General features: G+C 68.2%; 19 protein-coding genes. 5 read left to right on the forward strand and 14 right to left on the reverse strand.

The genetic code is table 11. The annotated features are described in order from the left end of the window. Positions 1–24: 24 nt before the first annotated feature. The 8 genes from BHE75_RS07930 to dinB form a co-directional block, all read right to left on the reverse strand. Positions 25–1,146 (reverse strand): NADH:flavin oxidoreductase/NADH oxidase, encoded by a 1,122-nt coding sequence (locus tag BHE75_RS07930; RefSeq protein ID WP_070933553.1) that lies wholly within the window; start codon positions 1,144–1,146, stop codon positions 25–27. A 214-nt stretch (positions 1,147–1,360) separates the two neighbouring features. Continuing rightward, the gene (rnk, locus tag BHE75_RS07935) at positions 1,361–1,774 is read right to left on the reverse strand and encodes a nucleoside diphosphate kinase regulator (RefSeq protein WP_070933554.1); all 414 of its coding nucleotides are present in this window, start codon (positions 1,772–1,774) and stop codon (positions 1,361–1,363) included. A gap of 252 nt (positions 1,775–2,026) precedes the next feature. After that, positions 2,027–2,716, reverse strand: a complete 690-nt coding sequence (locus tag BHE75_RS07940) for an ATP-binding cassette domain-containing protein (protein ID WP_070933555.1) — start codon at positions 2,714–2,716, stop codon at positions 2,027–2,029. 22 nt (positions 2,717–2,738) lie between these two features. Next, positions 2,739–3,407: a molybdate ABC transporter permease subunit gene (gene modB / locus BHE75_RS07945; RefSeq protein WP_070933556.1), complete on the reverse strand. Its 669-nt coding sequence runs from the start codon at positions 3,405–3,407 to the stop codon at positions 2,739–2,741. Further along, on the reverse strand, positions 3,408–4,223 hold the full coding sequence (modA, locus tag BHE75_RS07950) for a molybdate ABC transporter substrate-binding protein (RefSeq protein ID WP_070933557.1): 816 nt from the start codon (positions 4,221–4,223) through the stop codon (positions 3,408–3,410). An 84-nt stretch (positions 4,224–4,307) separates the two neighbouring features. Then, entirely contained in the window at positions 4,308–4,973 is a 666-nt protein-coding gene (gene alkB, locus BHE75_RS07955) for a DNA oxidative demethylase AlkB (protein WP_217494716.1), read from the reverse strand. After that, on the reverse strand, positions 4,960–5,664 hold the full coding sequence (locus BHE75_RS07960; protein ID WP_070933558.1) for a 2OG-Fe(II) oxygenase: 705 nt from the start codon (positions 5,662–5,664) through the stop codon (positions 4,960–4,962). Before BHE75_RS07960 ends, alkB begins: the two co-directional genes overlap by 14 nt. Positions 5,665–5,728: 64 nt before the next feature. Then, entirely contained in the window at positions 5,729–6,820 is a 1,092-nt protein-coding gene (gene dinB / locus BHE75_RS07965; protein ID WP_015460048.1) for a DNA polymerase IV, read from the reverse strand. Positions 6,821–7,037: 217 nt separating this feature from the next. Between dinB and BHE75_RS07970 the strand changes: the two genes are divergently transcribed. From BHE75_RS07970 to BHE75_RS07980, 3 genes are all read left to right on the forward strand, one after another. Next, complete coding sequence (locus tag BHE75_RS07970; protein WP_070933559.1) at positions 7,038–7,442, forward strand: DUF805 domain-containing protein; 405 nt, start codon at positions 7,038–7,040, stop codon at positions 7,440–7,442. A 301-nt stretch (positions 7,443–7,743) separates the two neighbouring features. Next, on the forward strand, positions 7,744–8,007 hold the full coding sequence (locus BHE75_RS07975) for a hypothetical protein (protein ID WP_015460050.1): 264 nt from the start codon (positions 7,744–7,746) through the stop codon (positions 8,005–8,007). A gap of 105 nt (positions 8,008–8,112) precedes the next feature. Continuing rightward, positions 8,113–9,165 (forward strand): ribonucleotide-diphosphate reductase subunit beta, encoded by a 1,053-nt coding sequence (locus tag BHE75_RS07980; RefSeq protein WP_015460051.1) that lies wholly within the window; start codon positions 8,113–8,115, stop codon positions 9,163–9,165. A gap of 44 nt (positions 9,166–9,209) precedes the next feature. On the opposite strand, the gene phhA is transcribed toward BHE75_RS07980, so the two are convergent. Further along, positions 9,210–10,073: a phenylalanine 4-monooxygenase gene (gene phhA / locus BHE75_RS07985; protein WP_070933560.1), complete on the reverse strand. Its 864-nt coding sequence runs from the start codon at positions 10,071–10,073 to the stop codon at positions 9,210–9,212. 129 nt (positions 10,074–10,202) lie between these two features. Here phhA and BHE75_RS07990 point away from each other — a divergent pair, with 129 nt between their 5' ends. Beyond that, entirely contained in the window at positions 10,203–10,853 is a 651-nt protein-coding gene (locus BHE75_RS07990) for a glutathione S-transferase family protein (RefSeq protein WP_070935619.1), read from the forward strand. Positions 10,854–10,875: 22 nt separating this feature from the next. Here BHE75_RS07990 and BHE75_RS07995 read toward each other — a convergent pair whose 3' ends face one another. The 4 genes from BHE75_RS07995 to BHE75_RS08015 all read right to left on the reverse strand — a co-directional run bounded on the left by BHE75_RS07995 (position 10,876) and on the right by BHE75_RS08015 (position 16,287). Beyond that, positions 10,876–11,316, reverse strand: coding sequence for a DUF2834 domain-containing protein (locus tag BHE75_RS07995; RefSeq protein WP_015460054.1), 441 nt, complete (start codon positions 11,314–11,316; stop codon positions 10,876–10,878). Between the two features lie 309 nt (positions 11,317–11,625). Then, positions 11,626–13,761: an NAD-dependent DNA ligase LigA gene (gene ligA / locus BHE75_RS08000; RefSeq protein ID WP_070933561.1), complete on the reverse strand. Its 2,136-nt coding sequence runs from the start codon at positions 13,759–13,761 to the stop codon at positions 11,626–11,628. 492 nt (positions 13,762–14,253) lie between these two features. Next, positions 14,254–15,018: a LytR/AlgR family response regulator transcription factor gene (locus BHE75_RS08010; protein WP_015460057.1), complete on the reverse strand. Its 765-nt coding sequence runs from the start codon at positions 15,016–15,018 to the stop codon at positions 14,254–14,256. A gap of 72 nt (positions 15,019–15,090) precedes the next feature. Beyond that, on the reverse strand, positions 15,091–16,287 hold the full coding sequence (locus BHE75_RS08015) for a sensor histidine kinase (RefSeq protein ID WP_015460058.1): 1,197 nt from the start codon (positions 16,285–16,287) through the stop codon (positions 15,091–15,093). 231 nt (positions 16,288–16,518) lie between these two features. On the opposite strand from BHE75_RS08015, the gene BHE75_RS08020 reads away from it, so the two are divergent. Further along, on the forward strand, positions 16,519–17,802 hold the full coding sequence (locus BHE75_RS08020; RefSeq protein WP_070933563.1) for a L,D-transpeptidase family protein: 1,284 nt from the start codon (positions 16,519–16,521) through the stop codon (positions 17,800–17,802). A gap of 109 nt (positions 17,803–17,911) precedes the next feature. Here the strand turns inward: BHE75_RS08020 and BHE75_RS08025 are convergent, their stop codons facing one another. Continuing rightward, positions 17,912–19,339 (reverse strand): DEAD/DEAH box helicase, encoded by a 1,428-nt coding sequence (locus tag BHE75_RS08025; RefSeq protein ID WP_070933564.1) that lies wholly within the window; start codon positions 19,337–19,339, stop codon positions 17,912–17,914. Positions 19,340–19,887 lie beyond the last annotated feature (548 nt).

Raw genomic sequence — 19,887 nt, forward strand, 5'->3', positions numbered from 1 at the left:
GAGGGGGGCCGGAACGGCCGGCCCTCAATTCTCCGCGCTGCCGGCAATATCGAAGAGGGACCGATATTGCCGGGGCTGGGATCGCAGATACTGGTGGGGAGCATGCACCCGCGCGCCCAGTTGGGCCGCCGCATGCCACGGCCAGCGGGGATCGTAGAGGATCGTCCGCGCAAGCGCGATGAGATCGGCGTCGCCCGTGCCGACGATCGCCTCGGCCTGCTCGGGATCGGTGATCAGCCCCACCGCCACGACCGGCATGGAAACCGCCTGCTTGACCGCACGGGCCAGCGGCACCTGATAGCTCGGCCCCACCGGGATCTGCTGGCGCGGGTCCAGCCCGCCGCTCGATACGTGGATGGCGGCGCAGCCGCGCGCTTCCAGCGCCTGGGCGAAGGCGATGGTCTGCTCCGCATCCCAGCCGCCAGCCACCCAATCGGTGCCCGATACCCGCATCGTCACCGGCCGGTCGGCGGGGAAAGCCTGCCGTACCGCATCGAACACCTCGAGCGGGAAGCGCATCCGGTTTTCCAGGCTGCCGCCATATTCGTCCTCCCGCCGGTTGGACAGCGGCGAGAGGAACTGGTGCAGCAGATAGCCGTGCGCGCCATGGATCTGGATCGCATCGATGCCGATGCGGGCCGCCCGGCGTGCGGCATCGGCGAAGGCGTCGCGCACCCGCGCCAAACCCGCTTTGTCCAGCGCCAGCGGGGCATTTTCGCCGTCGGCGAAGGGATAAGGCGACGGCGCCACCGTCTGCCAGCCATTGGCGTTGCCGGGTGCGATCTGCCCACCGCCCAGCCAGGGCAGGTCGGTCGATGCCTTGCGCCCGGCATGGGCGAGCTGGATGGCGATCGGCATGTCGGAATGGCGGCGGACGCTCGCCAGCGTCTCCGCCATCGCCTGCTCGGTCGCGTCGTCCCACAGCCCGACGTCGGCATAGCTGATCCGGCCTTCGGGCAGCACCGCCGTGGCCTCGATCGTCAGCAGCGCCGCGCCCGAAAGGGCTAGATGGCCGAGGTGGATCAGGTGCCAGTCCGTCATGCGGCCGTCGACCGCTGAATATTGGCACATCGGTGCGATGACGATGCGGTTGGCCAGTTTCAGCCCGCCAATGTCGATCGGCTCGAAAAGTCTGGGCGCGTTCATGTGGTGCTTCCCTGCCGCGATTCCACGGAAATGGTAGCAGCCTCGCGGGAATGTCGCGAATGCTGGATTTCCGGTCCTCCTCCCGCACCCGGCGCGGGCGCGGCGGTATCGCACGGGGCGGGGTCTCGGCCGCCATCATCGTCCGCCCGAGCCTGTTCGCCTGGCCCGCCGGCCGGGCGGAAGCCGCGCCGCATCCAGCCGCGGCGGCCCCGTGTCACGGCGCTGGCCGCTCTATGCGCACGATCTTCAGCCGCCGTTCGCGGCCGTCGCGGTCCGGCCACAGGATGGAGCTGCCGGCCCGCATGCCGATCAGCCCGGCGCCGACATGGGTGAGGATCGATATCTTGCCGGCCTCGATATCGGCTTCCTGCGGATAGACCAGCACCACCGTCCGGCTCGCGCCGCTGCCCTCGTCGATGAAGCTGATGCGCGAATGCATGGCCGCGGTGTCGGGCGGCAAGCTGGCCGCGTCGCATATCTCGGCGCGGTCCAGCTCCGCCATCAGCAGGCGGGCCAGCTCCGGCTGGCTATGCTCGGCGCGCATCGCGATGCCGGCGATGGCGTCATATTCGCTGTCGATGATGTGCAGGGGCGGCCGGGTTGACGGCGGGATATCGGTCTTGGTCACGGGCGGAGCCTTTTCGGGAATGGGAACGGGACGGCCACGCCCACGGACGGGCGGCCGCTTTTCGGTTTCGAAAATGAAAGTCCCGGGCCTGGGCCGGACGCGCGCCTGCTGTCAGACCCGGGCTAGATGCGCGCCGGAAGCTGCCCAGAATGATGGCGATGTCGCCGTTGCCGCGCCGTTATCATGCCCGCATTGATGCGGGAGGGTGGGGGGCAAGTCAATGATGGGGGAAGGGGTGCCGCCAGCGGGGGATCATCCTTCCAGGTCCAGCGCCGCGCGCACCCGTTCCGATGCCGGTGCCGCCAGCACGTCCGCCGGCCGGCCCTGTTGGAGCATTGCGCCCTGGTCGATCACCACCAGCCGGTCGGCCAGCGCCGTCGCTTCGTCGAGGTCGTGGGTGACAAGGATGATCGGAGCCCGCACCCGGCCGCGCAGCTCGGCCAGTTCCTCGCGCAGGCGCCGGCGGGTGCGGCGGTCGACGGCGGAGAAGGGTTCGTCCAGCAGCAGCGCCTCGGGCTCGCGGGCGAGCGCGCGGGCGAGCGCCACGCGCTGCTGCTGGCCGCCGGAAAGCTCGGCCGGCCGCCGCTGCNCCAGCCCGTCGAGATGGACGAGCGCCAGCAGCTCGGCCGCCCGCCGCAATCTTTCCCCGCGCGGCCGGCCTTCGATGGCGGCGGCCACGTTGCCGATCGCGGTCAGGTGCGGGAACAAGGCATAGGATTGGAACACCAGCCCCACCCGGCGGCGATGCGGCGGCAGGCGGATGCCGGCGGCGCTGTCCAGCCAGGTTTCGCCCCGGCAGGCGATGCGGCCGGCGGCGGCGCGGTCCAGCCCGGCGATCGCGCGCAGGATCGTCGTCTTGCCGGCGCCCGAGGGGCCGATCAGCGCGACCAGCTCGCCGGGCGCGCAGGTGAAATCCACCGCGATCGGCACCGGCCGCGCCATGGCCAGAGATACGCCGAGCCCCTCAGCCACGGCGCCGCCCGATCCGGCAGGAGAGGCCGTGGACGATGAGGATGGCGATGATGGAGATCAGGAGGAGCAGGAGGGACATGGCGCCCGCCGCCTGATTGTCGAACGCCTGAACCCGATCGTAGATCGCCAGCGCCGCCGTGCGCGTTTCGCCGGGGATCGAACCGCCCACCATCAGCACCACGCCGAATTCGCCCAGCGTATGGGCGAAGGTGAGCACGAAGGCGGAAAGCACGCCCGGCCAGGCCAGCGGCAGCTCGATCCGCCAGAAGGTCGCCCAGGGGGTGAGCCCGCTTACCCAGGCCGCCTCGCGGATGTCGGCGGGAAGCGCCTCGAAGGCGCGCTGCATCGGCTGGACGGCGAAGGGGATGTTGATCAGCACCGATGCCGCCAGCAGGCCGTGGAAGCTGAAGGCCAGGCCGTGGCCGAACAGGTCGGTCCACAGCTTCCCCAGCGGCGAGGCGCCGCCGAAGGCCACCAGCAGATAATAGCCCAGCACTGTGGGCGGCAGCACCAGCGGCAGGGCGACGGCGGCCTCGAACAGCGGGCGGGAGCGGCGGGCATGGAAGGCCAGCGCCCGCGACGCGACGAGGCCGATCGGCAGCAGCAGCGCCGCCGTCCACCCGGCCAGCTTCAGCGACAGGGCGAAGGCGGTCCAGTCCACTCAGCGCGGCTTGCTTTGGCCCGTCCGGGGCAGGGTGAAGCCGTAATGATCGAGCAGCTTGTGCGCCTCCGGGCTCTGCATGAAGGCGTAGAAGGCGCGCGCCGTCTCGCCCGCGCCCTTCATCAGCACCGCGCGCTGCCGCAGCGGCTTGTGCCATTCGGCCGGGATCAGGGCGAAGCGGCCGGCCGCCTGCACCTGCGGCGTCATCGCCAGCGAAAGCGGGATGATGCCGCCGTCGGCCGATCCGCTGGTGGCGAACTGGGTGGCCTGCGCCACATTCTCGCCCAGCACCAGCCGGGGCTGGATCGCATCCCACAGCTTCGCCGTGGTCAGCGCCTCGCGCGCGGCGCGGCCATAGGGGGCATGTTCGGGATTGGCGATGGCGAACTTCCTTAGCCGCCCGTCGCGGATCGCGGCGGCGAGATCGGCGAGCCTGCCGTCGGCCTTCACCGGCGATCCCCTGGGCGTGAACAGGCCGATCCGGCCGGTGGCGTAGAGCGTGCCGCCATCCACCGTCCGCCCCGCCTCCGCCAGCCGCGCGACATAGCTTTCGTCGGCGGAAAGGAAGAGCTGGAAGGGCGCGCCGTTCAATATCTGCTGGGTCAGATTGCCCGATGCGCCGAAGGTCAGCTTCACCGTCCGGCCCGTCTTCCTGCGGAACAGATCGGCGATCTGGGGCAGGGCGGCATTGAGGTCCGCCGCCGCCGCGATCGCGGGCTCGTCGGTCGGCGCGGCGATCGCCGCCGGGGCCAGGGACCCCGCAAGGGCGAATGTCCCGGCCAGCGCCAATATCGCCCGGCGCCCAAAGGATTGCATGGCCGGCCTCCCCAATCTGAACATGCCCCGCATCATAAGGACCATTATATACAGCCAGCTATAGCGCGATAGCATGGCCGGGCATCAGAAAACCTTGCGGAACGTCAGGTTGTAGCGCGCCCGGCCGGTCAGTGGATGCGCGCCGTCCGCCACCGGCTCCACGCCATGGAAGGCGAACCGCGCCGGCCCGCCCCATACGGTCACATCGCCGTGGACGATCCTGATCCGGCGCGGCCGGTCGCTCCTTTTCTCGCCGCCCCACAGGAAGGTGGCGGGCAATCCCAGCGAGACGGAGACGATCGGCGCCGCCCGGTCCCGCTCGTCGCGATCCTGATGCAGCGACAGCCGCGCGCCGGGCTCGTATCGGTTGATCAGGCAGGCATCCGGTGCGAACCCGGCAAAGCCCGCCGCCGCCGCGGCCCGGATGGCGAGATCGGTGAAGATATCCGGCATGGCCGGCCAGCGCCGCCCGCTTTCCGGGTCGATCAGATCGTAGCGATAGCCCCGCCGATCGCTGACCCAGCCGACGCGGCCGCAATTGCTCATCGCCACCGACATCCGCCGGCCGCCGGGGGTGACGAGGTGACGCGGCGGGGCGTCCGCCAGCACGCCCTCGATCGCGGCAAGCAGATCCCTGTCCATGTCGCGGGCGAATCCGCCCAGCACCATCGCGCCGGGGCTTAGCGCCTGATCGCGCGGCTCGGCGTCGAACAGGTCGGGGCCGGCCGACATCTCCTCAGGCCGCGTCATGCAGGATGATCCCCAGCATGTGCCGCCGGCCGCTGCGGACGGTGCTGACGCCGTGGCGCATCGTGACGCGATAGTCGCCCCGGCCGCCCGCGATCGGCCGCTGGTTCACCGCGAAGACCACCGCATCGCCCTGCGCCAGCGGCACCACCTCGACCCGCGATTGCATGCGCGGCCGCTGCTCGGTCAGCACGAATTCGCCGCCGGTGAAGTCCGCGCCCGGCGCCGAAAGTAGGATCGCCGCCTGCAGCGGAAACACATGTTCGCCATAGAGATCCTGATGCAGGCAATTATGATCGCCTGGCCCATAGCGCAGCATCAGCGGCGTGGGCCGCGCCTGCCCCGCGGCGTGGCAGCGGGCGAGGAAATCGCGATGCTCCTCCGGGAAGCGCGCCGCCAGCCCCATCCGTTCCTGCCAGCGATTGGCGATGGGCGCGAGCAGGCGATAGAAGGCCGTGCGCAGCGTTTCGACCAGCGGGGGCAGGGGATAAGCGAAATAGCGATATTCGCCCCGGCCGAAGCTGTGCCGCGCCATCGTCACCGTGCTGCGGAAGCCGGCCGGCCGGTCATACAGCCCCGCCATGTCCGCACAGCCGGCTGGATCGAGCAGGCCGGGCAGCAATGCCCAGCCGCCGCCGTCCAGCCCGGCGGCGATCGCCCGCCTGTCGATGGCCTCGATCCGATGCCTTGTCATGTCCCGTCGTTCCATCGGCCTTCCCTGGCGGGAACGCGGCAGGCCCGCATCCCGCCGCTTGCGATCAAAGCACGAAGGCGAGCTGCGCCTGGGCGGCCGACTGCTCATCCTCGAAATTGGAGAGGGTGACGCCCAGCAGCCGCACGCTCTTCACCAGCGGGAAGATGGTGCGGACCAGATCGACGCTGACGGCATGCAGCATCGCCTGGCTGTCGATCGTGGCGGGAAGGGTGCGGCTGCGGGTGATCTGCTGGAAATCGGCATATTTCACCTTCACCGTCACCGTCCGCGCGGCGGCCCGCGTGCGTTCGCACCAGCCCCACACCTCGTCCGCCATGGCGCGGACGCCATTTTCCACCGCCTCCGCCGTGGCGAGATCCTCGAAATAGGTGGTTTCCGATCCGCTGGATTTGCGCGGCCGGTCTGGTGTCACCGGCCGATCGTCGATCCCGCGCGCGATCGCATGATACCAGGCGCCCGACTTGCCGAAATGCCGGCGGAGCCATTCCGCGTCCTTCGCCCGCAGGTCCGCGCCGGTATGGATGCCGAAACGGTTGAGCTTTTCGGCCGTGCGCGGGCCGATGCCGTGGAAGCGGCCGACCTCCAGCCCGGCGACGAAGGCCTCGCCCTGCGCCGGGGTGATGACGCACTGGCCGTTGGGCTTGTTCTGGTCCGAAGCCAGCTTTGCGAGGAACTTGTTGTAGGAGATGCCGGCCGATGCGGTGAGCCCGGTTTCCGCCAGGATGCGGGCGCGGATGGCTTCCGCCGTGGCGGTGGCGGAAGGCAGCTGCTGGCGGTTGGCCGTCACGTCCAGATAGGCTTCGTCCAGCGAAAGCGGCTCCACCAGATCGCTATATTCGGCGAAAATCTCCCGAATTTGCCGCGAAACGGCCTTGTAGACATCGAAGCGCGGGCGGACGAACACCAGCTCCGGGCATTTGCGCGTCGCCGTGACCGAAGGCATCGCCGATCGCACGCCATAGCGCCGCGCCTCATAGCTGGCGGCCGCCACCACGCCCCGCGCGCTGGAACCGCCCACCGCCACCGGCCTGCCGCGCAGTTCCGGGGAATCGCGCTGCTCCACCGAGGCGTAGAAGGCGTCCATGTCGATGTGGATGATCTTGCGCGTCACTGCTGGCCGTTCCGGCTGGCCCATGGCTTCCCTTTTGGAACATCATAGGAACAAAGGGCCTTCGAGTCACCCCGACAAAGGGCTTTCGTCGAAGGAAATGGCATTTTCGTCGTATGCCCTTGCGCGTTCGCAGTCCCGAAATGCGTGCTCGTCGCGCGGGCGTGGCCGCCTTTCCGGCGATGCGGCACGAGGCATGATGGCCCGAATAACGGGCAAAGGTCGCCAAAACAGGGGGTTGGGAATGGAGTGGATGCTGCTGCCGCTCAAACGTTATGCCGATTTCACCGGTCGTTCGAGCCGCAGGGAATTCTGGATGTTCGCCGCCCTCCACGCCCTTGTCGCCTTGCTCTTCTATGTTCCGCTGTCGGGCATTTTCTTCCGGGGGATGGCCGGCGTCCTGCCGGCTACGCTCGGGGTGATTGTGCCGCTGCTGGGCCTCTATGTGGCGGTGATGTTCGTGCCGGGGCTGGCCGTGCAGGTCCGCCGCTTCCACGATCTGGGGCGTCCGGGCTGGATGGTGCTGATCGGTTTCGTGCCCGTCGTCGGCGTCTTCGCCATCCTCTATTTCATGTGCCTGCCGGGGACGAGCGGACCCAATCGTTACGGTGCCGATCCCGTGGCGGAAGACGTGGCGATCCGGCCTTGAAGCCGGCTTTCCGCATGTCGCGGCTTCACCCATAAATTGTGCCCGGTTAGCCGCCGGGCCACAAGCTGTTGCGAGACTATCCCCAGATTTGTCGATCACGGCCCACTTTCCGGGTAGCCATGCCGGGGCCGATTGAATAGGCTGCCTTCATGTTCGGAAAGGGTGCCGCAGCGTTCGATCCGGTTAGCCGTTCGGCGTCGGATCAGGCGGCCCGGAACTGGCGGGGCCGATCTATGGATAAGGGTGCGGGGATGCCCGCGATTGTCGGGAATATGGGCACAGGCCGGAAGGCGAATCAGCGATGACCGCGCCGGGCTGGACCCTGATCGTGCCGATCGCCGTGTTCAACATCGTGATCGGCCTGTGGACGCTGCGTGACGCCGCGCGCCACAATCACTATATAAAGAGCCGCATCGGCGCGAACGACCCGCTGTTCGAGGAACATAGCCGCCACCCCGATTTTCCGGGGCTGAAGGAAGTGAGCTCCGCCCGCGCCAAGGGCATCATCCTGCTGCTGTCCGGCGTGGTGCTGCTGATGCTGCTCTATCTGCCCTGGGCCGGATGACGGCGGCCCACGAATTCCGCGCCGAGGCGCCGGCCATTGCCGGTCCCTCGGCGGACCAAGCCATTACCGCCCGGCCCGGCCGGGACTGACGAAGGGACGAAGACCATGCCTCTCCTCCAGGCCTCCCGCACCTACAAGCCCTTCGAATATCCGTGGGCGTTCGAATATTGGAAGCGCCAGCAGCAGCTCCACTGGCTGCCGGAGGAGGTGCCGCTGGGCGAGGATTGCCGCGACTGGGCGCAGAAGCTCGACCAGTCGGAACGCAACCTGCTGACGCAGATCTTTCGCTTCTTCACCCAGGCCGATGTCGAGGTGCAGGATTGCTACCACGACAAATATGGCCGCGTGTTCAAGCCGACCGAGATCAAGATGATGCTGACCGCGTTCAGCAATATGGAGACGGTGCACATCGCCGCCTACAGCCATCTGCTCGATACGATCGGCATGCCGGAAACCGAATATTCGGCCTTCCTCCAATATAAGGAGATGAAGGACAAGCACGACTATCTGTCCCAGTTCGGCGTCGACACGGACGAGGACATCGCCCGCACGCTCGCCATGTTCGGCGGCTTCACCGAAGGGCTGCAACTGTTCGCCAGCTTCGCGATGCTGATGAACTTCCCGCGCTTCAACAAGATGAAGGGCATGGGCCAGATCGTGTCGTGGAGCGTGCGCGACGAAAGCCTGCACTGCGACGGCATCATCCGCCTGTTCCACGCCTTCGTGAAGGAACGGAACTGCCTGACGCCGGCGGTGCGCGACGACATTCTCGACCAGTGCCAGAAGACGGTGCGACTGGAGGACGCCTTCATCGACCTGGTGTTCGAAATGGGGCCGGTGCCCGGCATGACGCCCAAGGACATCAAGAAATATGTCCGCTACATCGCCGACTGGCGGCTGGGGCAGCTCGGCTTCAAGCCGATCTACATGATCGACGAGCATCCGCTGCCGTGGCTCGCCCCGCTGCTGAACGGCGTGGAGCACGCCAATTTCTTCGAAACCCGCGCCACCGAATATTCCAAGGCCGCGACGCGCGGCAACTGGGGCGAGGTGTGGGACGCCTTCGATCGCCGCAAGGCCGCGCATAACGGGCCGGCCGCCAATGAGGATGCCGGCGGCGAGGACATGTTCAGCCGCGCCGGGGTGGCCGCGGAATAAGGGATGGAAAGGGCCGGCGGCGGTTCGACCGCCGGCCTTCCGTTTCAGCCGCGCGGGCGGCTCCGCGCATAGGCCTGGCTGCCCTGCGTCAGCACCCTGTCCTCGGCCAGCACCGTTTCGGGATCGAGATCCTCCATCCCCTCCAGCTCGGCATAGAGCGGGGCGAAATCCGTCTCCAGCGTGCAGCGCAGCAGCTCCTCGAAGCTCGGGATGACGAAATAGGTCTGCTGATAATCGTCGATGCGATAGCGGGTGCGCATCACGCGTCGGAGATCGAAGGCGATGCGGTTGGGGCTGGGATCGTCGAGCGCGAACAGGCTTTCGCCCCGGCTGGATACGATGCCCGATCCGTAGATGCGGAGCGCGCCTTCCTCCTCCACCAGCCCGAATTCCACCGTATACCAATAGAGCCGGGCAAGCTTGTGCAGCGCGCCGAAGCCCAGCGATCTGAGGCCGCCCTGGCCATAAGCCTGCATATAATCGGCGAAAACCGGATCGGCGAGCATCGGCACATGGCCGAACACGTCGTGAAACACGTCCGGTTCCTGGAGATAATCGAGCTGGTCGGCGCGGCGGATGAAATTGCCGGCGACGAAACGGCGGTTGGCGAGATGGTCGAAGAAAATGTCGTCGGGCACCAGCCCCGGCACGGCGACCACGCGCCAGCCGGTGGCGGCCATCAATCGTTCGGAAAGCTCCTCGAAATTGGGGATGCCCGGGCGCGACAGCCTGAGCACGTCCAGCCCCCGCAGCCACGCCTTGGAGGCGCGTCCGGGCAGCAATCTTGCCTGGCGTTCGAACAGCGTGTCCCACACCGCATGTTCCTGCGGCGTGAAGCGTTCCCAGTTCTGATCAATCGTCCAGTCGGCGGCGGCGCCCTCCGGCGGGCGTTCCAGCGTTAGTTCCATGGGCCCGAGTGTAGCAGCCTCGGGCGGCGAGGGGAAATGGCGGCCCGGATCATGGGGGTGGCCTTCATGGCGGCATGACGGGCGGCGCCGGGTGGGCTTATGATCGGGCTCGCCTGGCGGGAGGCCCTGATGATAACGGTCCACCATCTCGAAAATTCGCGATCCCACCGCATCCTCTGGCTGATGGAGGAACTGGGGCTCGATTATGCGATCGAACGCTACAAGCGGCGCGACCGGCTGTTTTCTCCGCCGGAATATGAACGGCTGCACGGGCTCGGCAAGGCGCCGGTCATCACCGACGGGGGCAGGGTGGTCGCCGAATCGGGGGCGATCATCGAATATGTGATCGAGGTGCACGGCGGCGGGCGGCTGCGGCCGCCGGTCGGCAGCGACGATTGGGTGCGCTATCTCCAATGGATGCACCTGATCGAGGGATCGGTGATGCTGCCCTATATCATGGGCATCTACCTCGAGATGCTGGGGCCGGCCGGCGCGCCGATCCATGAACGCATCCATGGCGAGATCGATCGCCATTTCGGCTTCATGGAGCGGGAGCTTTCCGGCCGGGACCATGTGGTGGGCGATGCGCTGACGGGCGCGGACATCCAGGCCGCCTTCGTGGTGGAGGCGGCGTCGCTGCGCGGCATGCTCGATCCCTATCCCGCGCTCCGCCGCTATCTGGCGCTGATGCAGGCCCGCCCGGCCTACCGGCGGGCGCTGGAGAAAGGCGGGGCGCACGACCTGGACGATCTGCGCAAAGGCTGGCGGGGCCGGGACTGAACCCCGGCCCCGCGCACCCGCGTCAGGCTTCGGCCTTCCAGCGCAACTGCCGTTCCTTCAGCGCCAGGAACAGGGCCATGGCGAAGGCGAAGCTGGTGACGGCGCTCATCGGGAACCAGATCCAGTTCCATTTCATGCCGGCGCGCCGCCCGTCCACGATCGTCCAGGGGATGAACAGCACGGCATTGGCGAACAGCAGGTCCTGCCCGCCGGAGGCGGACGCCGGATTGACGAACAGCAGCCGCACCCAATTGGCCCAGGTCGCCTCATCGCCATATTCGCGCATGAAGCGGAAGTTGAAATACCAGCCGACCAGCAGGGCCGCGATCGCGATCAGGTAATAAAAGCCCTCCAGCGCGGAAACGCCGCCCGCCCGGCGCGAAAGGAGGTGGCGGTTGGGATAGATGGTAAGCGCAATCGCCACGAGGCCGATCGCGACGTAGAACAGCTCCTTCATCGTCATGGCATGTCTCCCCCCGGCCGGTTCGGACGACCGGCCTTATCCGAGGCTATGGGAGAAAACGGGGCAGCGCCAGCACGGGCGTGGGGCAGGGGCGGACATCGATGCGGGCGCTTAGAAGGCAGTTGTTCGAGTTTGGCCCCATCACGGACACCGCCCCATCGCCACCTGAACGTGTTTCGGGCGCCATCTTTCCAAACCGAGCTTGGTGTGCGTCGATGGATGGATGCTGAAACAAGTTCAGCATGACGGATGGGGGCCGCCGGCCTTTCGCTTATCCGCCTTCCAAAGGGCGCGGCATTGCGCCGCGACCTATCCCGCTGCCGCCACGATCACCTGCCATTCGGCCTCGTCGATCACGCGGATGCCGAGTTCGGCGGCTTTCTTGAGCTTTGAGCCCGCGCCGGGGCCGGCCACCACCAGATCGGTCTTGCTGGAAACCGATCCCGCCGTCTTCGCGCCCAGCGCCTCGGCCTGGGCCTTGGCTTCGTCGCGCGACATGGTTTCGAGGCTGCCGGTGAACACCACCGTCTTGCCGCTGACCTCCGAGGCGCGGGTCTGGTGGATCACGGGCTCGATCGTCACCTGCGCCAGCAGATCGGCCAGCACCTCCTGATTGTGGGGCTCGTCGAAGAAATCGACCAGCGCCTGCGCCACCTCCGGCCCGACGCCGGCCGTCTCGACGATGGCGGCAAGTTCCTTGGCGGTGCGGGCGCGGAACTTCTCGTCGGTCTCGCCCACCGCCTGCACCAGCTCCGCGCGGCGGGCGCGGGCGGCGTCGATCATCGCGGTCAGCGCCTCCCAGGTGGAATAGCGCCGGGCAAGATCGCGCGCCGTCACCTCGCCGACATGGCGGATGCCCAGCGCGAAGAGGAGGCGATCGAGCGGCGGCGTCCGGCGCGCATCGATCGCGCGGATCAGATTGTCCACCGAGGTTTCGGCCCAGCGTTCGCGCGCGATCAGCGCCTCGCGCCTTTCGTGGAGGCGGTAGATGTCGGCGGGCGAATGGATCAGGCCGTCCCGGAAGAAGGCCTCGATATGGGTGAGGCCCAGCCCCTCGATGTCCAGCGCATGGCGGCTCACGAAATGGCGCAGCCGCTCGACGCGCTGGGCGGGGCAGATGAGGCCGCCGGTGCAGCGCCAGTCGACCTCGCCTTCCTCGCGCGCCAAAGCCGATCCGCATTCGGCGCATTGGGTGGGGAAGTGCCATGGCGCGCGCGGCTCCTCGCGCGTCAGGTTGGCGACGATCTGGGGGATCACGTCGCCGGCGCGCTGCACCACCACGCGGTCGCCGGGGCGCACGCCCAGCCGCTCGATCTCGTCGGCATTGTGGAGCGTGGCGTTGGTGACGACCACGCCGCCCACCGTCACCGGCTCCAGCCGGGCGACAGGCGTGATCTTGCCGGTGCGGCCCACCTGCGTGTCGATCGCGCGCAGCGTCGTCTGCGCCTGTTCGGCGGGGAATTTGTGGGCGATGGCCCAGCGCGGCGCGCGGGCGACGAAGCCCAGCCGTTCCTGCAGGTCGAGCCGATCGACCTTGTAGACCACGCCGTCGATGTCGAAGGGCAGATCGGCGCGTTCCGCCTCGATCGCGCGATAATGGGCGAGCATCGCCGCCACGCCATCGACCAGCACGAGCGCGTCGGAAACCGGCAGGCCCCAGCCGGCGATCGCGCGCATCACGCCATATTGGCTGTCGGCGGGCAGGGCCGAGACCTCGCCCCAGCCATGGGCCAGGAAGCGCAGCGGCCGGGCGGCGGTGACGGCGGCATCCTTCTGGCGGAGCGATCCGGCGGCGGCGTTGCGCGGGTTGGCGAACTGGCGGGCCTTTTCCGGGTCGGGCGCCTCGGCCAGCAGGCGGGCGTTGAGCGCCCGGAAATCGGCCTTGGCCATATAGACTTCGCCCCGCACCTCGAACAGGTCGGGCGCGCCGGCCGGCAGGCGGTGCGGGATATCGGCGATGGTGAGCACGTTGGGGGTCACGTCCTCGCCCACCTGGCCGTCGCCGCGCGTGGCGGCCTGGACGAGGCGGCCGTTTTCGTAGCGGATCGAGCAGGAAAGGCCGTCGATCTTCGGTTCGGCCGTCATCGCCACGGGAACGTCGTCCGCCAGCCGCAGGAAGCGGCGGATACGCTCGACGAACTCGGCCACGTCCTCGTCGGCGAAGGCATTGTCGAGGCTCAGCATCGCTTTGGCATGCGTCACCTTGGCGAGCGGCCCGCTCGGCGTGGAACCCACCGCGCGCGAGGGCGAATCGGCCCGCACCAGATGCGGGAAGGCCGCCTCGATCGTGTTATTCTCGCGCACCAGCGCGTCGAACTCGGCGTCGGAAATCTCGGGCGCGTCATTGTCGTGATAGAGCGCATTGTGGCGGGCGATCTCGGCAGCCAGCCATGCCAGCCGCTCGGCAGCGGCGAGCGCATCGGTCGGGAACGGGGGCGTCGTCATGGCCCTGCGCTAGAACATTTCGGGAGTCGGAGGGAGCCGGTTTTTGGGCGCCGGCATGGGCGCGCGCGGCTTCGTCGATGAAAGCGTCGATTTCGTCGTTTCGCCGGAACATCCATCGCGCCGCCGCGCGGGGCGGTCGCGGGTGCGGGGCGATGCGGCGCGCGCCTGCCTATGGCTGCCCCCGCGCCGGACGGGAATCGATCGGCATGGCGGCGATCCCGCGGGGAAAGCGGGGGCCGGGCCGGGAACAGGCCATGCCCAAGCCGCGACGGGCGCGTGCCCGAAAACCGGAATCACATTGGGAAGGACATAGAATGACCAGCAATCATGTTCGCACCGCGGCCACCTGGTTCGCCGCCCTGTTCACGACCAGCCTGTTCGTGACGGCCGCGACATCCTTCGCGCAGGGGCCGCTGCACCAGATGCTCTGATGCGATATGCGCCGCCCGGCGCCGGCGTGGGGCCGGCTCCGGGCGCGCGAACCCCGTTCCCTCAGTTCAGGCCGAGCGCGGAATCCACGACCTGCGAATAGCTTGGCCCCACCTGCACCTCGGCCCCGTCCTCCAGCACCAGCGCGATCGAACGGTTGGCGCGGCGCACCTCCATCACCCTTTCCGGCCGCACGAAGGCCGAACGGTGGACGCGGATCAGGCCGCTGCCGGCCAGCTTCTCCTCCAGCGCGCTCATCGTCGTTCGCAGCATGTGGCTGCGCATTTCGGTATGCAGCAGCACATAATCGCGCGCGGCCTCGATCCAGTTGATCGTCTCCAGCGGCACGCGGCGCTGGCCGTGGCGCTCGGGAATCCAGAAGGCGGCGTCGTCCCGCGATTCCGCCGCGCTGGAACGGAGCGTCTGCACCTGCTCCTCCAGCACGTCCACGCGCTCCGCCTGTTCCCTCAGCACGCGCCGCCGCCGCGCGCGCTCCACCGCCTGGCGCAGGCGATCGAAGCGGATCGGCTTCAGCACATAATCGGCGGCATCCACGTCGAAGGCATCGGGGGCATAATGTTCGTGCGCGGTGACGAACACGATCTCCGGCCGCGGATCGACATCGATGTCGGCGGCCGTGCGCAGCCCGTTGCGGCCGGGCATCTGGATATCGAGGATGACGAGATCCGGCTTCAGCGTGACGATCGCTTCCAGCGCTTCCTCGCCGGTCATCGCCTGGCCGACGACTTCGGCGCCGTCGACATTGGCGAACAGCGCCTTCAGGCGATCGAGGGCAAGCACCTCATCATCGACCAGCAGCACGCGCATTATACCGTCCACCCCCAACACATCGCCCCCACACGCCGATTCCGCCCATATCAGAAATGCGGCTTCCCCGCATCAGCGCGGAAGGGGCAATCCCTGTTGGCGGTGCAGCAGGGCGGCCACGACATCCTTGTCGATCGGCAGGCAGATGCGGGCCAGGAAGCCCGCGCCCACCGGCTCCGCCACCAGGCTCGCCCGTTCCCCGTAAAGCGCCGCCAGCCGCCGCCGCACGTTGCGCAGGCCGACGCCGGTGGCCGTCGATTTCACCGAAGGCAGGCCCGCGCCGCCATCATTGGTGATGACGATGCAGAGGTCGCCTTCGTCCACCACCGCGTCGATCGCGATCGTCACCGGCTGGGCGGAGCGGGCCACGCCATATTTCACCGCATTCTCCACCAGCGGCTGGATAAGGAGGCCCGGCACATGGACGGCGCGGGCTTCCGGCGTGCAGCTAATCTCCACGCGGAGCCGCTCGCCGAAGCGGACGGCCTCGATCGAGAGATAATCGGCCATCAGGTCCAGCTCTTCCTCCAGCGGGACCAGTTCGGTCGGATTGCAGGCGAGCGAGGCGCGCAGGAAGCTGGAGAGCTTGTCGGTCATCTCCTCCGCATCCTCGTTCCGGCGCGTCACGATCAGCGAGGAGATGGCGTTCAGCGTGTTGAACAGGAAATGCGGGTTGAGCTGGAGCCGCAGCGCCTCCAGCTCCGCCTGCCGCGCGGCGGTCTCAGCGGCGGCGAGCTGGCGTTCGCGGGTCAGCGAACGGCGGCGGGAGAAGGAGAACTGGAACAGCGCGACATTGACCGAGAAGACGCAGAGATAGTTGAGCAGCGATTGCGAGGCGCGCTTGAAATCGACCGGGATCGCCAGCCAGTTGCCGCCGAGGTTGCGAGCGCCCCAATCCGTGAACTTCAGATCGAAGATGGTGCTGGCCAGCGCCATGCCGATCGTGGCGGCAACCATCAGCACCAGACGCGGGCCGCCCTGCCAGTCCGCCGTGCCGCGAAACAATATGAAGAGAAGCAGCCCGAGGCCGATCGAAAGGCAGACGGTGGAGGAATCGATCGCCACGCCCACCCAGTCCCCCGGATGGCGCGCGATGATGCCCGGCATGAAGACGAGCAGCATGAACAGCCATAGCCCGATCGTGAGCGGCACGGCATCGGCCCATCGCGCATCGGATTTCGCGGCTGGCATGAACGTGGTGACCCCCCGGTGGGTATGCGAGCCGTTCTGCCCCAAAATCACGCTTTCGTCACGCAGTGCGAGTTCCATGCCGGGGGTTTTTGGCAGTCCGGCAGCAACTGGCCACATCAGCGGGACGAAATTGACGGTCCGCGCGACGAATCTGCGCTCCTGCGGTCCCTGGCCATCATGGTCGCGCGGGCGGGAGCCCTCGCCGCAGCGGCCGTGCGATCGGCGGCGCCGGGGTTAGGACTATCGCCATGCATCGCCGTCGCGGTGCATCGGCGCGGATGTATCGCGCCGCCAGTTGCGGAGCGTATCATGGAAACGAGCAGGACGGTGGGTGGCCGTCTGCGCCGTTCCGGCCGGCTTGTTCGCTGGCTGGCGGCGGCGGGCGCCACCGCAATGACGACGCTGGCCCTGGCGGGCGAGCCGATGACGATGGGCGCCGGCCCGGCCGAGGCATCGACCGCCGCGCCGGCGGCGATGGCGGCGGCCCCCGCGGGACGGTGGCAGCCCGCCGATGTCGCGGCCTTGCTGGAGGAAATCGACGCGGCGCCCGGCGAGGGGCTGGATGCCGCGCCCTATGGCGGCGACGCGATAAGGCAGGAAATGGCGAGCGGGCAGGGCGGTGCGGTGCTGGATGCGCTCGCGGATGCCGCCGCGCTCAGGCTTGCCGGGGACTATCTCAACGGCCGGGTCGCCGATCGGGCCGGGTTCGACTGGCATATCGAGCGGACGGATGCCGATCCCGCCCGCCTGCAGGCCGGCCTGCGCCAGGCGCTCGCCGCCGGGCAGGTGCGGCCGTGGCTGCGGTCGCTGCTGCCGGCCGATCCGCGCTATGCCGCGCTGCGCGAGGCGCTGGCCGCGACACCGCCTGCGGATGCCGGCCGGCGCGACCGGCTGGCGGCCAACATGGAACGCTGGCGCTGGCTGCCGCGCGATCTCGGCGCCGATCACATCTATGTGAACGTACCGAGCTACACGCTCGACCTCGTCGACGATGGGAAGCCGGTGTCGAGCTACACCGTCGTCGTCGGGGCGCCGGCCACGCCCACGCCGCAGATCGCGATGGCGGCAAGCTCCGTCGTGGTGAACCCCTGGTGGAACGTGCCGGCCAGCATCATCCGCTCGTCGCGGCTGCGGCCGGGGGCGGTCAATCCGGCGAGGGGTTATGAATTCTATCCGGTCGGCGGCGGGCGTTATGCGGTGCGGCAGCGGCCGGGGCCGGGCAATGCGCTGGGCCGCATCAAGATCGACATGCCCAATGCCCATGCGATCTACCTGCACGACACCCCGGCCAAGGCCTATTTCGACAAGCCTTCCCGGGCGTTCAGCCATGGCTGCATCCGGGTGAAGGATATCGATCGGCTGGCCGAGGAGATGGTGCGCCTGGATCATGGCCGCACCGCCGATATCGAGCGGGGCCTCGCCGGGCGGACGACCACGACTGTGAAGCTCGACACAGCCCGGCCGGTCTGGCTGGTCTATTTCACGGCCCAGGCCGGGCCGGACGGCAAGGTCGCCATGCTGGAGGATCCCTATAATCGAGACCCCCGATTGATCGCACGCCTCAACGGTCCGATGCGGCTCGCATCGCGCTGACAGGGCGTCCTCGATCAAACCCCCGAAGCATGTGGGGACGGGCCTGTCGAAAGCCTTTCAGGAGGCGGACGGCAGGCCCGGCTTTTTTGGGGAACGCGAAACGCGCGGATCAGGATCGCGTGCCGAAACCGAAATCGAGGAAGCTCGGGATCGGCCCGTTCCAGCCTTCGCCGGGGCCGTCATCCGCCGGGCGGCGTTCATGACGCGGGGCAGCGGCAGCCGCCTTGGCCGGACGTTCCTCGCGCCGGGGCTTTTCCTCGCGCCGGGGCTGATCCTCGGCCTTGGCGCGCTTCGGTTCGGCATCGGCGCGCTTCGGTTCGGTATCGGCCCGCTTCGCTTCGGCCTCGGCGGGCTTCGCCTTGGCGCCACGGGCGCGGCGGGCGGGCTTTTCCTCGGCAGCGGCAGCGGGCGCCCTGGCGGGTTTCGCCTCGCCGATCCTCGGGATCTTCTGCTGGGCCAGCTTCTCGATATTCTCGACCGCCTCGGCATCGTCGGGCGTGACGAGGGTGAAGGCCTTGCCGGTGGCACCGGCACGGCCGGTGCGGCCGATGCGGTGGACATAATCATCGGGGTGCCAGGGCACGTCGAAATTGAAGACGTGGCTCACGCCCTTGATGTCGAGCCCGCGCGCGGCGACGTCCGACGCGACGAGGATGTTGATCTCGCCATTCTTGAACCGGTCCAGCTCGCGCAGCCGCTCGCTCTGGTCCATGTCGCCGTGGATCTGGCTGGCGTGGAAGCCGTGGCGCTGCAGGCTGGTGGTCAGCTCGCGCACGGTCGTCTTGCGGTTGCAGAAGATGATCGCGGTGCGCACGTCGTCGGCGCTCAGCAGGTTGCGCAGCACCTCGCGCTTGGCGCGGGGCTGGCATTCGACGAGCTTCTGCTCGATCGATGCGTTGGCGGTGCCGACGCGGGCCACCTCGATCCGCTTCGGATTGTTGAGGAAGCGATCGGCCAGCTTCTTGATCGGCGCCGGCATCGTCGCGGAGAATAGCAGGGTCTGCCGCTGGGCCGGCAGCTTGGTGCAGATTTCCTCGATATCGGGGATGAACCCCATGTCGAGCATCCGGTCCGCCTCGTCGATCACCAGCAGGCTGCATCCGGTCAGCAAGATCTTGCCGCGCTGGAACAGGTCCATCAGCCGGCCGGGCGTCGCGATCAGCACGTCCACGCCCTTTTCCAGCGCCGCCACCTGATCGCCCATGTTCACGCCGCCGATCAGCAGCGCCATGGAGAGCTTGTGATACTTGCCGTATTTCTCGAAATTCTCGGCCACCTGGGCGGCCAGCTCGCGCGTCGGCTCCAGGATCAGCGATCGCGGCATCCGCGCCCGGCTGCGGCCATGGGCGAGGATGTCGATCATCGGCAGCACGAAGCTGGCCGTCTTGCCGGTGCCCGTCTGGGCGATGCCGATGAGGTCCTTCATCATCAGCACGGGCGGGATCGCCTGGGCCTGGATGGGAGTCGGCTCGTCATAGCCGGCTTCGGCCACGGCGCGCAGGAGTTCGTCAGAAAGGCCGAGATCGGCGAAAGTCATAAGCGACCTGGAAATGTGGCGGTGTGCGAGAACGACGCCGCTCCTTCCGGGGCGCTTGGGCGGAAGGGCGCGATTTGTCAAGCGGAACGGGCGATTCGGCCGCTCGAAGAGCTACTTCTTCTTGCCTTCGACCGGCGTGAGGGTGCGGAAACGGCGAATCTGGCATTCGCCGCCGGACCGGGCGTGGATGCTGTCCCGCCCCGCGCAGATGCGCCGATCCTCGGTGGGGCGGATGTAGAAGCCGTTATAATAATCGAGCGCGGGGCATTCGTCCTCGAACNCCGCCCGCACGCGGCCGCCGCCGCGCAGGATGATGTCGACGCTGTCCTCCTCCNCCGCGGTGGCGCCCGCCACTTCCGACATGGGCAGGCATTTCGGGCCCTTGCCTTCCTTCCATTCGATCGGGGCGATGGCCTGGCGGCCGCGGGTAGGCACGCGGATGATCACGCTTTCCCGAATCGTAAGCTGGGCGAATCGCGCCGTCACGGCGGCGGATTCGGGTGGGGGCGCCGCACCGCTCGACAGCAGCAGCGCGGACAGCAATTCCG

The sequence above is a fragment of the Edaphosphingomonas haloaromaticamans genome (assembly GCF_001853345.1).
In the GTDB taxonomy this organism is placed as follows: Bacteria; Pseudomonadota; Alphaproteobacteria; order Sphingomonadales; family Sphingomonadaceae; genus Sphingomonas_E; species Sphingomonas_E fennica.